We start from the raw sequence: 12,885 nt of genomic DNA, 5'->3' as shown, positions 1-12,885 counted from the left end.
GCATACCGTGCGCGCAGAATGGCTCGCGTCGAGTCAGTTGCACAATCGGGAGGAAGTCGTGAACAAGGCCGAGCTCATCGAGGCGCTCGCCGTTCGCCTGGGGGACCGGAAGACGGCGACGGCCGCGCTCGACGCGGTCCTCGCTGAGGTCCAGGCGGCGGTAACCAAGGGCGAGAAGGTGGCCATCACCGGTTTCGGAGCGTTCGAAAAGCGCGTCCGGGGCGCGCGAACAGCGCGGAACCCCCGTACCGGCGAGGCGGTGAAGGTCAAGAAGACATCCGTGCCGACCTTCCGGCCGGGCGCCGGGTTCAAGGAGATGGTGGCCAGCGGCAAGGTGCCGAAGGCCACGGCGGCGGCGAAGAAGACCACCACGGCCGCCGCCAAGACCACCGGCGCCAAGGCCACCGGGGCCAAGGCGACCGGGGCCAAGGCGACCACCGCCGGCAAGAAGACCGCCCCGGCCAAGAAGAGCGCCGCGGCCACCAAGACCGCCGCGGCGAAGAAGACCACCACCAAGAAGACCGCTCCGGCGACGAAGAGCGCCGCGGCGACCAAGAAGGCCACCGCGGCGAAGAAGACCGCCACGGCCAGCAAGAGCGCGGCGGCCAAGAAGGCGCCGGCGAAGAAGTCCCCGGCCAAGAAGGCAGCGACCCGCCGCTGACCCGGCCCGTACCGCAGGGGCGTCCACCGTCTGGTGGACGCCCCTCGGCGTCTCGGCGGCTCGGTGTCCCAGCGGCGCGGGTACCTCGGCGGCCGACCGGGTCCGGAAGCGTTGACCGGAAAGCGACCCCGCGCGCAGAATCGCGGTGCCGACCCACCCCGCCGGTCACGAGAAGAGGGCGCCGGTGCGCTTCCGCCACCTCACCACCGCCGCGCTCGCCCTCGGCCTCGTCCTGCTCACCGACGTGCTGCGGGTCTGGCTCCCGTCGATCATCACCATCTTCGGGCAGGCGGCGTCCACTCCGGCGGAGCTGATGGGCGCGTTCGCGCTCGGCTGCTTCCTGCTCGCCCTGGTCGCGCCGCCGCTGGTGCGGCGGATCGGCGTCCGCCGGGTCACCCTCGCCGCCGCGGTGCCGCTGGCCGGGATCCGGCTCGCCCTCACCGCCGCCCCGGGCGGCCGGGCCCAACTGTGGCTGGCCACCGCCGGCCTGCTCGCCGGTCTGCTGTGGCTGGCCGGCGTCGCCGCCGGCACGCCCCGACCGGTGCCCGGCCTGGCGGTGGGGCTCGCCCTCGCCGCCGTCGGGCACGCGCTGCTCGACACGTACGACCTGGTCTGGCGGGGTGGTTGGCTGGCCTGGTCGGCCGGCGCCGTGCTGGTCGCGCTCTTCCTGGCCACGGCGTTCCTGGACCGGCCCACCGCGCCCGCGCCAGCCGGTGGCGGCCGTGCCTGGCTGCTGGCCGGTCCGGGACTGCTGCTGGCCGGGATGGTCGCACTCTCCCCGGCGCTGGCCGGGACGGCGATGTCCTACTGGTACGGCCCGGCGGCCGGCATCGCCGGGCCGCCGCCGCTGGGCCTGGCGCTCGCCGGCGGGGCGGTCGGGCTCTTCGTGCTCGCCGCGCTCGCTCCGGCGCGGCGCTGGTGGCCGGCCGCGCCGGTGGCCCTGCTGCTCGGCGCGCTGCTGTTCGCCCTCGACCGGCCGGCGCTGCTCGTCCCGGCGCTCCTGTTGACCGCCGTCGGCCTCGGCGGCTGCCTGGCCCGCACCGACGCGCCAACACCCGACACCGAGCCGGAACCCGGCGCCGAGCCGGGCCCGATCGCCGCGCCGGCACCCGGCGCGGAGCCGGCACCCCGCGCCGAGCCGGCACGGGCCGGCGCGGTCACGGTCGGCGCCGGCGTTCCGGCGAGCGGCGCCGCCGCCGGCCCACCGGCGCAGCCGGCCACGGCCGGCGCCGGCGGGCCCGGGGACGGTGCCACCCCCGGGCCCGCCCGTGCCGTCCTGCGGCGCGGCTACGCCGCCGTCGGCGGGATGCTGGTCTTCGCGGTCGCCGCCGTCGGCTACTACGCGGCCTACGACCTCGGCTACCCCAACGGCTGGCCGCCGGTCGCCGTGGCCGCGCTGGTCGCCGGGGTGGCGGTGACCGCCCCCGCGCCCCGCCCGCCGGCCACGTTGCCGCCGGTGCGGACGGCCGCCGTGCTGGCCGCGGTGACCCTGCTCGCCGCATGGGGGCACGGCCCGTGGCTGGTGTCGAGCAACCGGCCCGGCCCGCCGGAGACGGTCCGGCTGGTGGCCTACAACGTCCGCATGGGTTTCGGGTTGGACGGGCGGTTCGACCTGGCCGGCCTGGCCCGGGTCGTCCGCGCCGAACGGCCGGACGTGGTGGTGCTCAGCGAGGTGGACCGGGCCTGGCTGCTCAACGGTGGCCACGACACGCTCACCCTGCTGGCGAAGCGGCTCGACATGCCGTACGTCTTCGCGCCGGCCGCCGACCCGGTCTGGGGCGACGCCGTGCTCAGCCGCTGGCCGACCACCTCGCCGCGCACCCGGGCACTGCCGGCGGTCGGCGCGCCGACCGGGGCGCAGGCCCTCGCGGTCGACCTGGACCTCGGCGGCGGGGTCCGGCTCGCCGTGGTGAGCACCCACCTGCAACCCCCGCCCGACCAGGAGCCGGTGGTCCAGGCCCGCGCGGTCGCCGAGTTCGCCACCGGGTACGCCGCCGGCCGCCCGCTGGTGGTCGCCGGCGACCTGAACACCGAGCCGGGCGAGGCGGCCTTCGCCGAGTTCACCCGGGCCGGCCTGGTCGACGCGCTGGCGGCGGCCCGGCCGCTGCCCACCAGCCCGGCCGACGACCCGCGCCAGCAGATCGACCACGTCCTCGTCTCGGCGGGCCTCGCCGCCTCCGACCCGGTGGCGCCGCGCAGCGAGGCCAGCGACCACCTGCCGGTCGCGGTGACGCTCACCCTGCCCTGACCCGCGCCGCCGGCGCCCCGGGCCGCAGCGGCGCGACGGGCCCGGGCGGCGCGGAACCCGTGCCGGCGCGCGGGGCCGCGGGACGTCCCTGCGGCGGCCCGGGTCGCCGGCGGCTCGGGCGCCGGCGCAGAAACGGTCGGCGGCGAGCAGCCGGTCGCCGGCGGTCCGGGCGCCGGCTCAGAGGCGGTCGGCGGCGAGCAGGCGGTCGCCGGCGAACGCCAGCAGCCAGCCGCCGCCCTTCGGGGTGGTGAAGTCGTCCGTCCGCCCGGTGAGCCGGGCCAGCGCGCCCGGGATCACCCTGCCCTGGCTGCACACCGCCACCGGCTCGCCGGCGGCGGCCAGCTCGACCAGCCGGGCGGCGGCGGCCAGGGCGCACTCGTCGGGCTGCTGGCCCGGCCGCGGCTCGTCCAGGTCGCCGACCACCTCGATGGGCAGGTCGAGTTCGGCGGCGGCCGGGTCCAGGGTCTGCACGCACCGGCGGGCCGAGGCCGACACCAGCCGCGCCGGGCGTACCAGCGCCACCAGCGGGACCAGCGCGTGTGCCTGCGACCAGCCGCGGGCGTCCAGCGGCCGGCCGGTGTCCGGTCCGGTCCAGGTGCCGCGCTGGCCGGCGTGCGCGTGCCGGACCAGCGCCACCGTCGCGGTGACCGTCGGCAGCGCGGCGAACGCGGCCAGCACCTCCGCGTCGTGCGGGTAGCTGACCAGCCGGATCGCCTCGTCGACGCCGAGCCAGCGCACCTCGTCCACCTCGGTGCCGGGCTCGAAGCCGCCGTTCGCCGCCGCCCGCATCGACCAGTAGTCGACCGCCTTGGGCCGGCCCTCGCTGCGGTAGCTCACGGTGGGCAGCCGCACCTGCGGCACGGCCCGTACGTCGGTCTCCTCGGCCACCTCGCGGACGGCGGCCACCAGCGGGCGCTCGCCCGGCTCCAGCTTGCCCTTCGGCAGCGACCAGTCGCCGTAGCGGGGGCGGTGCACCAGGCAGACCTCCGCGCCGCCCGGCCCGCCCGGGCGCCACACCACCCCGCCGGCGGCCCGGATCCGCGTCCCGTCGTCGGGCTCCCCGGCCGGTCCGGTCCGGCCCGCGCCGGCCGAATCCCGCTCATCCAGCATCTGGTCAGCCTATGCGCGCCGGGGTCAGCTCGCGGTGCCAGCGACCCGATGCAGCAGGAGTTCCTGCAACTGGGTCAGCGGCGCCTCCGCGGTGCCGATCCGCCGGGTCCAGGTGCCGTCCGCGGCCAGCTCGAAGGCGTCCACCTCCGGGCTCATCGCGGCGGTCAGCACCTGGTCCAGCTCGGCCCGGGCGACCGGGTCGCTGACCCGGACCAGCGCCTCGACCCGGCGGTCCAGGTTGCGGTGCATCAGGTCGGCCGAGCCCATCCAGAACTCGGCGTCGCCGTTGTTGCCGAACCGGAAGATCCGGGAGTGCTCCAGGAACCGGCCGAGGATCGACCGCACCCGGATGTTCTCCGACAGGCCCGGCACCCCGGGGCGCAGCGTGCACATGCCGCGGATCAGCAGGTCGACGTGCACGCCGGCCCGGGAGGCCCGGTAGAGGGCGTCGGTGATCTCCTCGTCGACCAGCGCGTTCACCTTGAACTGCACCAGGCCCGGCACGCCCAGCCGGACGTGCGCGATCTCCCGCTCGATCCGCTCGATCAGGCCGCTGCGGATGCCCTGCGGGGCCACCAGCAGCCGCCGGTACCCGGTCTGCCGGCTGTAGCCGGTGAGCACGTTGAACAGGTCGGTCAGGTCGGCGCCGATCTCCGGGTCGGCGGTGAGCATGCCGAAGTCCTCGTAGAGCCGGGCCGTCTTCGGGTGGTAGTTGCCGGTGCCGATGTGGCAGTAGCGGCGGATCTGGTTGCCCTCCTGGCGTACCACCAGGGCGGTCTTGCAGTGCGTCTTCAACCCCACCAGGCCGTAGACCACGTGGCAGCCGGCGCGCTCCAGGGTGCGGGCCCAGCCGATGTTGGCCACCTCGTCGAAGCGCGCCTTCAGCTCGACCAGCACCACCACCTGCTTGCCCGCGGCGGCCGCGTCGACCAGCGCGTCCACGATCGGCGAGTCGCCGCTGGTGCGGTAGAGCGTCTGCTTGATGGCCAGCACGTCCGGGTCGGCCGCGGCCTGCTCGATGAAGCGCTGCACGCTGGTGGCGAACGAGTGGTACGGGTGGTGCACCAGGATGTCGCCGTCGCGCAGGGTGGCGAAGACGCTGCGCGGCACCTCGCCCTCGGTGAGCCGGGGGTGGGTGGCCGGCACGAACGGCGGGTCCTTGAGGTCCGGCCGGTCGGCCTCGTTGTAGACCTGCCAGAGCGCGGAGAGGTCGAGCAGGCCGGGCACCCGCAGCACGTCCTGGTCGGCCATGTCCAGCTCGCGGACGAGCAGGTCCAGCATGTGGTCGGAGATCGAGGCGGCCACCTCCAGCCGGACCGGTGGCCCGAACCGGCGCCGGGCCAGTTCCCGTTCCAGCGCCTGGAGCAGGTCCTCGTCGCGGTCCTCGTCGACCTCCACCTCGGCGTTGCGGGTGACCCGGAACAGGTGGCACTCCACCACCTGCATGCCGGAGAAGAGCTGCCCCAGGTGCACCGAGATGAGGTCCTCCACCGGCAGCATCCGCACGCCCGGCCGGTCGCGGTGCACCCGGACGAACCGGGGGACGTTGTTCGGCACCTTCACCCGGGCGAAGAGCTCCGAGCCGCCGTCCGGGTCGCGGACCGCCACGGCCAGGTTCAGCGACCGCCCGGAGATGTACGGGAACGGGTGCGCCGGGTCGACCGCGAGCGGGGTCAGCACCGGGAAGATCTGTTCCCGGAAGTACGCCCGCAACCGCTCCCGCTCGGCGTCGTCCAGCTCCGCCCAGCGCAGGATCCGGATGTCCTCGGCGGCCAGCTTGGGCAGCACGTCGTCGACGAAGCAGGCGGCGTGCCGGGCGACCAGCGTCGCGGTCTTCCCGGCGATCAGCTCCAGCTGGGTCCGCAGCGGCATCCGGTCGCCGCCGCGGACCGGCAGGCCGGCCTGGAGCCGCCGCTTCAGCCCGGCGACCCGCACCATGAAGAACTCGTCCAGGTTGCTGGCGAAGATGGCCAGGAACTTGGCCCGCTCCAGCAGCGGCGTGCGGGCGTCCTCGGCGAGCGCCAGCACCCGCGCGTTGAAGTCGAGCCAGGACAGCTCCCGGTTGAAGAAGCGGTCCTCCGGCAGCGGCTGGGGAGCGGGCGCCTCGTCCGCCGGTGCCGGCGGGGCCACCTCCGGGTCCAGCACCTCCTCCAGCCCGGCCGAGGCGGCACCGGCGTCGGTGCCCGGCCCGAGCGGGTCGACCCCGGCGTGCGGGGTCTCGGCGGGGCGGAAGCGGCCGTCGGCGCCGCGGGCGCGGGTGCCGTTGCGGGGGGCGGCCGGTTCGGGGGCGCGCGGTGGGCGGGCGGGGTGCTCGCGAGGGGTGCTCACCCGCTCATAATCACCCGACCCGGGTTAACGCAAAATGAACTTCGGCCGGTCGGGTCAGGCCATCGTCGGCAACGTCACCCGGACGACCTCACCGGCGCCGTCCCGGTCGATCCGTACCCGCTGGCCGAGGCGAAGCAGCCGCAGCCCGGAGGCGTCGAACGCCCGGGCCGGGAAGGCCAGCTCGGTGCCGTCGTCGAGGAGCAGCACGCCGCTGCGGGTCGCCGCGTCGAAGGTGGCCACCGTGCCCTGCATGCCAGCACCGTACACCGGGCGGGTCAGGCCGGGCAGCGCGCCGCGGCCAGCGCCGCCGTGCGCGGCCCCAGCCCGAGCCGGGCCGCCGCCGCCAGGTCGTCGGCGGTGTCCACGTCCCGGCGCAGGCTCGGCCAGTCCCCGACCAGCGGCAGCGCCCCGCTCGCCGCGTGTGCGGCGGCCGAGCCGGCCCCGAAGCGGGGGTCCAGCGGCACTCCGGGCGGCGCGGCGAGCAGCACGGTGCCGTCGCCCGGGGCGTCGGCCACGAACCGGCGTACCCCCGGCGGGCCGGCGGGCACCGCCCGCAGCGCCGCCACCAGCTCGGCCGGGCGCAGCGCGGGCAGGTCGGCGGTGAGCCCGGCCGCCCACCCGCCGCCGGCCGCGGCCGCGCCGTGCCGGAACGCGGCGTTCAGGCCGGCGCCCGGCCGGTCGGGCAGCACCCGGGCGCCGGCGTCGCGGGCCGCCGCGGCCACCCGCGCGTCGTCGGTGACCACCAGGATCTCGGCCACCGCCGGGCAGGCCCGCACCGCGGCGACCGTGTCGGCCGCCAGGGCCAGCGCCAGTTCCTCGTGCGGTACGCCCGCCAGCGCCCCCCGCAGCCGGCTCTTGGCGACGGCCAGGCGCTTGACCGGCACCACCACGGTCCACGTCGGCTGACTCACACCCGCAATCCTGCCAGCCGGCCGGCGGTACCCTCACTGGCCGTACCGAGGGCGAGCAGGCATGATTTCCGCGGCGGGTGTCACCGGCGGGGTCCGGTGCGCGGGTCGGGGCGGCACGAGGAGGCGCAGTGACACGGCGGAGGCTGGGGTTCTGGCAACGGTTCGCCGTGGTGGTGGTCAAGCCGGTGATGACCGTCTGGACCCGGCGCACCTGGCGCGGCATGGAGCACCTGCGCCACCCCGGCGGCGTGATCGTGGTGCCCAACCACCTCTCGCACGCCGATCCGCTGGTCTCCGCGCACTTCATCTACGACGCCGGCCGCTGGCCGCAGTTCCTCGGCAAGGCCAGCGTGTTCAAGGTCCCGGTGATCGGCTGGATCCTGCACCGGTGCAAGCAGATCCCGGTCGAGCGGGGCACGGTGGACGCGGTCCGGTCGCTCGACGCCCTGGTCGCCGCGCTGAACGAGGGCGGCGCGGTGGTGATCTACCCGGAGGGCACCATCACCCGGGAGCCCGACCTGTGGCCGATGAAGGGCAAGACCGGCGCCGCCCGGCTGGCACTGGCCACCGGCGCCCCGGTCATCCCGGTCGCCATGTGGGGTCCGGAGCGGATCTTCGACCCGCGCACCACGCGGCTGAGCCTGCGGCCCCGGATCCCGGTCTCGGTGGCCGCCGGGCCGCCGGTCGACCTGAGCGCGTGGGCCGGCGCCACCCCGACCCGGGCCACCCTGGAGGAGATGACCGACGCGATCATGCTGAGCATCCGCGACCTGCTCGCCGAGATCCGCGGCGGCACCCCGCCACCGCTGTGGGAACGACCGCCCCGTCCCGCGCCGAGCCAGGGGCAGCAGCCGGAGGCGGCGGCGTGAGCCAGCGGAGCGAGCGAATCAGCAGGCTCGGCGCGACGGTGCCGCAGGGCGGCCCGCGGCGCGGCGGAGTGCCGGCATGAGCGGGCACGTCGCGGTGCTCGGGGCCGGTTCGTGGGGGACGGCGTTCGCCAAGATCCTCGCCGACGCCGGGCGGGACGTCACCATCTGGGCCCGCCGACAGCCGGTGGCCGACACCATCCGCGCCGAGCGGCGTAACCCGGAGTACCTGCCGGACCTGGTGCTGCCGGCGCGGGTGACCGCCACCGGGGACGCCGCCGAGGCGATCACCGGCGCGGAAGTCGTGGTGCTGGCCGTGCCGTCGCAGACGCTGCGGGGTAACCTCGCCGGCTGGGCCGGGCACCTGCACCCGGACGCGACTCTGGTCTCCCTGATGAAGGGCATCGAGCTGGGCACCACGAAGCGGATGAGCGAGGTGATCGTGGAGACCGCCGGGGTGGCGGCGGACCGGGTGGTGGTGGTCTCCGGTCCCAACCTGGCCCCGGAGATCGCCGCCGAGCAGCCGGCCGCCACCGTGGTGGCCTGCACCGACTCCGACCGGGCCACGCTCGTGCAGCGCTCCATCACCACGCCGTACTTCCGCCCGTACACCAACGACGACGTGATCGGCTGCGAACTGGGTGGCGCGGTCAAGAACGTGATCGCCCTGGCGTACGGCATCGCCACCGCGATGGGCTTCGGCGACAACACCCGGGCGATGCTGGTCACCCGAGGGCTGGCCGAGACGGCCCGGCTCGGGGTGGCCCTCGGCGCCGACCCGCTGACCTTCGCCGGCCTGGCCGGGATGGGTGACCTGGTCGCCTCCTGCTCGTCGCCGATGGCCCGCAACCGCACCTTCGGCGAGCACCTCGGCCGGGGCGCCACGCTGGAGGAGGCCCGGGTGGCCACCCGGCAGACCGCCGAGGGGGTCAAGAGCGCGCTGGCCATCCGCGACCTGGCGCGGGCGCACGCGGTGGAGATGCCGATCACCGAGCAGGTGGAACTGGTGTGCCACGAGGGGGTCGACCCCCGGCTGGCCGTGGCCGCCCTGATGAGTCGTACGACCAAACCGGAGTGAGTGAGATGGCCGATCAGCACGACGGCACCCGATGCGTGCACGCCGGGTTGCCCGAGCCGGTGCCGGGGGAGCCGTTCCTGCCCGGACCGGTCTTCGCGGCGCCGTACCACCTCGACCCGTGGCAGGGCCCGGCGGCGGCGCCGAACGGGTACGGCCGGCCGGACAACCCGACCCGGCGGCTGCTGGAGGCGGCGATCGGCGACCTCGAGGGCGGCGACTGCCGGGTCTTCGCCAGCGGACAGGCGGCGATCACCGGGCTGCTGCTGACGGTGCTGCGGCCGGGGGACACCGTGCTGCTCCCCGCCGACGGCTACTACTCGGTGCGGTCGTTCGCCACCGGGACCCTGGAGGAGCTGGGGGTGCGGGTGCGCTTCGTGCCGACCGCCGGCCCCTACCCGTCGCTCGACGGGGTCCGCCTGGTGCTGGTCGAGACGCCCGCCAATCCCGGCCTGGACGTGGCCGACGTGTCCGCGCTGGCCGCCGAGGCGCGCGCCGCCGGCGCCCTGCTGGCGGTGGACAACACCACCGCCACCCCGCTCGGGCAGCGCCCGCTCGACCTCGGCGCCGACCTGGTGGTCGCCTCCGGCACCAAGGCGCTGACCGGCCACTCCGACCTGCTGCTCGGCTACCTGGCCGGCCGGTCGGCCGAACTGCTCGACAAGGTCACCGGCTGGCGGTCCGCCACCGGGGCGGTCCCCGGCGCGTTCGACGCCTGGCTGGCGCACCGGTCGCTGGCCACCCTGGACCTGCGGCTGGCCCGGCAGACCGCGAACGCCGAGGCGCTCGCCCGGCTGCTCGCCGACCGCCCGGACGTGACCGGGCTGCGCTGGCCCGGGCTGCCCGGCGACCCGGCGTACCGGGTGGCGTCGGCGCAGATGCGCCGGATACCCGGCGTGCTCTCCTTCGACCTCGGCGACGCCGAGCGGGTGGCCCGGTTCCTGGACGCCGCGAAGCTGGTGTTCGCGGCCACCTCCTTCGGCGGGCTGCACACCACCGCCGACCGGCGGGCCCAGTGGGGCGACGCCACCGGCCCCGGCTTCGTCCGGTTCTCCTGCGGCGTGGAGGACACCGTCGACCTGGTCGCCGACGTCACCGCCGCGCTGGACGCCGCCGGACCGGGCGGTACGGCGACCGCCGGCTGAGCTATCGTCTCGGTGGCCCGTACCGGGCCCGTCCGTGGCCCGGGTGGGGCCCCGACCCGAGGAGGTGAGTCCGATCCACCAGACGAGCCGGACCGGCGCTCCCTCCCACGTCGCCGCCGAGTAGGCGGGCCGGGAGCGCCGACGAGCGTTTCCCGGAGGTACCCCATGACATCGCGCCACCGTTTCGACCACTCCGACCTGGTGCGCCGGCTGCGCGCCGCCGGCTGCGTCTACGCCGAGGACGAGGCGGACCTACTCATCGCCGCCGCCGACTCGCCGCGGGCGCTGGCCGACCTGGTCGACCGCCGGGTGGCCGGCCTGCCGCTGGAGCACCTGCTCGGCTGGGCCGAGTTCTGCGGCATGCGGGTCGCCGTCGACCCCGGCGTGTTCGTGCCGCGCGGTCGTACCGCGCTGCTGGTGGACGCCGCCGTCGCGGTGACCGGCCCGGCGGCGGCCGTTCTCGACCTCTGCTGCGGCTCCGGGGCCACCACCCTGGCGTTGGCCCGGCGGCTCGCGCCGCGCTGGCTGGCCGGCGCCGACATCGATCCGGCGGCGGTGGCCTGCGCCCGGCGCAACCTGGCCGGCTCCGGCGTCGAGGTGTACCAGGGCGACCTGTTCGACCCGGTCCCGCCGGCCTGGCGGGGACGGCTGGACCTGGTGGTGGCCAACGCCCCGTACGTGCCGACGGCGGCGGTGGCGCTGATGCCGCCGGAGGCGCGGCTGCACGAGGCGCCGGTGGCGCTCGACGGCGGGCCGGACGGCCTGGCCGTGCTGCGCCGGGTGGCCGCGGGCGCCGCCGAGTGGCTGGCTCCGGGCGGGCACCTGGCGGTGGAGACCAGCGCCGGGCAGGTAGGCGGGCTGTGCGCGATGCTCTCCGCCGCCGGCCTGGTGCCGACCGTGCTGCGCGACGACGACCTGGAGGCGACAGCGGTCACCGCCCGCCGTCCCGCCTGATCCGGCCGCCAGCCCGCCCGGACAGCTCCGGACAGCTCCGGGCGGGCCGGCACGCCGGCCATACCGCGGTATAGATAATCTTGTATGTATCGATCGGCTCCGGTATGAAGGCGGCAAGGGCGGCGACCGGCCGCCTCCTTGGGGAGGAGCGACGATGAAGCAATCTCGACTCCGCATGCGCACGGCGGCGGTCGCGCTCGCCGCCGGCGCGCTCGGGCTGAGCCTGGTGTCGGCACCCGCCGTCGCGGCGGATCCGGACCAGCCCCTCGCGCCACAGTCGCAGCGGGCTCCCGAGTCGGAGCAGTTCTCCGCCGAGGGGGTCACCACGGTCGGTGAACTGCGCACGGTCGACAGTTCGCTGTCCTACGCCCGCGACGGCCGCACGCAGGTCATCCGGCACCCCGGCGCGGCGTACGTGAAGGTGCACTTCAGCTCGCTGCGGCTGGCCCCGGGCGACTACGTCACGGTGTCCAGCCCGGACGGCCGGGAGAGCTACCGGTACGACCGCTCCCTGAACCGGGCCACCGGCTCGGACTACACCACCGACGGCCGGCCGGGCTTCTGGGCCATGTCGGTGGACGGCGACACCGCGGTGGTGAAACTGCACAGCAGCCGCCGCTCGGGCGGCGAGGCCGCGACCATCGACCGGCTCTGGCGCGGGTACGACGCCGCGGAGATCGGCCAGTACAACTTCTCCACGCAGTCGGTGTGCAGCACGGACGCCCGCCGCGACGTGGTCTGCTACCAGAGCAGCCACCCCACCGAGTACGCCCGGGGCAACGCGGTGGCCCGGCTGTTGATCAGCGGCGGCGGGATGTGCACCACCTGGCGGGTCGGCAACACCAACCGGATGCTGACCAACAAGCACTGCATGTCGACGCAGGCCACGGTCAGCGGCAGCGAGATGCAGTTCAACTACCAGTGCGCCACCTGCGGCGGCAACAACCCGGGCGCCGGCACGAAGGTCAGCGGCGCCACCCTGTACAAGGTGAGCGCCGGCGGCTCCAGCCAACTGGACTACACCCTGTACTCGGTCAACAACTTCGCCAGCATCCAGGGCTTCGGCACGCTCTACCTGGCGACGAGCGCCACCACCACCGGCACCCGGATGTACATCCCGGGGCACGGCGACGGCCGGCCGAAGCGGCTGTCGATCTACGAGGACACCCAGGGCGGCGCGCTCTGCACGGTGAAGAACGCGAACTACAACACCTGGAACATCAGCTACAGCTGTGACACCTCGGGCGGCAACTCGGGTTCTCCGGTGCTGAACGGCAGCCACCGGGTGATCGCCCTGCACCACCTCGGCGGCTGCCCGTCCAACCAGGGCGCCAAGGCCCACCTCATCTACAACGAGATCGCCAGCCTGATCGACAACGGCTGACCGACCACCCCGGCCGCCGGAGCGCGACGCGTTCCGGCGGCCGCCGGTGTCCGGCCCGGACCCGTGCCGGTGTCCGCCGTCGGCCGGCGCGTCGCCGCGGCGGGCCTGACCGGCGACGCCGGTGTCGTGGGTCTGACCGGCGCGGCCGGCGGGCCGGGGCGTGGCCGGCGCGGGCATGGCGGAGCCGGGCCTCGGGAACTAGC

General features: G+C 75.8%; 11 protein-coding genes. 7 read left to right on the top strand and 4 right to left on the bottom strand.

Annotated features, from left to right (window positions below; translation table 11 throughout):
- Positions 1 to 58: 58 nt before the first annotated feature.
- Positions 59 to 661, top strand: coding sequence for an HU family DNA-binding protein (locus SM577_RS07660; protein ID WP_368050159.1), 603 nt, complete (start codon positions 59 to 61; stop codon positions 659 to 661).
- A gap of 184 nt (positions 662 to 845) precedes the next feature.
- Entirely contained in the window at positions 846 to 2,909 is a 2,064-nt protein-coding gene (locus tag SM577_RS07655) for an endonuclease/exonuclease/phosphatase family protein (RefSeq protein ID WP_474586560.1), read from the top strand.
- 177 nt (positions 2,910 to 3,086) lie between these two features.
- Here SM577_RS07655 and SM577_RS07650 read toward each other — a convergent pair whose 3' ends face one another.
- The 4 genes from SM577_RS07650 to cofC are packed head-to-tail and all read right to left on the bottom strand — an operon-like array spanning position 3,087 to position 7,258.
- Positions 3,087 to 4,019 carry an NUDIX hydrolase gene (locus SM577_RS07650; RefSeq protein ID WP_474586559.1) on the bottom strand — a complete coding sequence of 311 codons (933 nt, stop codon included), beginning with the start codon at positions 4,017 to 4,019 and terminating at the stop codon, positions 3,087 to 3,089.
- Positions 4,020 to 4,043: 24 nt separating this feature from the next.
- Positions 4,044 to 6,347 carry an RNA degradosome polyphosphate kinase gene (locus SM577_RS07645; protein ID WP_302917790.1) on the bottom strand — a complete coding sequence of 768 codons (2,304 nt, stop codon included), beginning with the start codon at positions 6,345 to 6,347 and terminating at the stop codon, positions 4,044 to 4,046.
- A 54-nt stretch (positions 6,348 to 6,401) separates the two neighbouring features.
- The gene (locus SM577_RS07640) at positions 6,402 to 6,599 is read right to left on the bottom strand and encodes a cold-shock protein (protein WP_302917789.1); all 198 of its coding nucleotides are present in this window, start codon (positions 6,597 to 6,599) and stop codon (positions 6,402 to 6,404) included.
- 23 nt (positions 6,600 to 6,622) lie between these two features.
- Positions 6,623 to 7,258 carry a 2-phospho-L-lactate guanylyltransferase gene (cofC, locus tag SM577_RS07635; RefSeq protein WP_474586558.1) on the bottom strand — a complete coding sequence of 212 codons (636 nt, stop codon included), beginning with the start codon at positions 7,256 to 7,258 and terminating at the stop codon, positions 6,623 to 6,625.
- Between the two features lie 128 nt (positions 7,259 to 7,386).
- Between cofC and SM577_RS07630 the strand changes: the two genes are divergently transcribed.
- The 5 genes from SM577_RS07630 (at position 7,387) to SM577_RS07610 (ending at position 12,682) form a co-directional block, all read left to right on the top strand.
- On the top strand, positions 7,387 to 8,127 hold the full coding sequence (locus SM577_RS07630; RefSeq protein WP_302917787.1) for a lysophospholipid acyltransferase family protein: 741 nt from the start codon (positions 7,387 to 7,389) through the stop codon (positions 8,125 to 8,127).
- A gap of 76 nt (positions 8,128 to 8,203) precedes the next feature.
- On the top strand, positions 8,204 to 9,202 hold the full coding sequence (locus SM577_RS07625; protein ID WP_302917786.1) for an NAD(P)H-dependent glycerol-3-phosphate dehydrogenase: 999 nt from the start codon (positions 8,204 to 8,206) through the stop codon (positions 9,200 to 9,202).
- A gap of 5 nt (positions 9,203 to 9,207) precedes the next feature.
- A complete protein-coding gene (locus tag SM577_RS07620; RefSeq protein ID WP_474580398.1) occupies positions 9,208 to 10,344 on the top strand; it encodes a cystathionine gamma-lyase in 1,137 nt (378 codons plus the stop codon).
- Between the two features lie 165 nt (positions 10,345 to 10,509).
- Entirely contained in the window at positions 10,510 to 11,298 is a 789-nt protein-coding gene (locus SM577_RS07615) for a putative protein N(5)-glutamine methyltransferase (RefSeq protein WP_474586557.1), read from the top strand.
- A gap of 154 nt (positions 11,299 to 11,452) precedes the next feature.
- The gene (locus SM577_RS07610; protein ID WP_302917783.1) at positions 11,453 to 12,682 is read left to right on the top strand and encodes a trypsin-like serine peptidase; all 1,230 of its coding nucleotides are present in this window, start codon (positions 11,453 to 11,455) and stop codon (positions 12,680 to 12,682) included.
- Positions 12,683 to 12,885 lie beyond the last annotated feature (203 nt).

The sequence above is a fragment of the Micromonospora desertarenae genome, assembly GCF_056150265.1.
The sequence above is the reverse complement of the archived record's forward strand: the minus strand, read 5'-3'. Positions and strand labels throughout refer to the sequence as shown.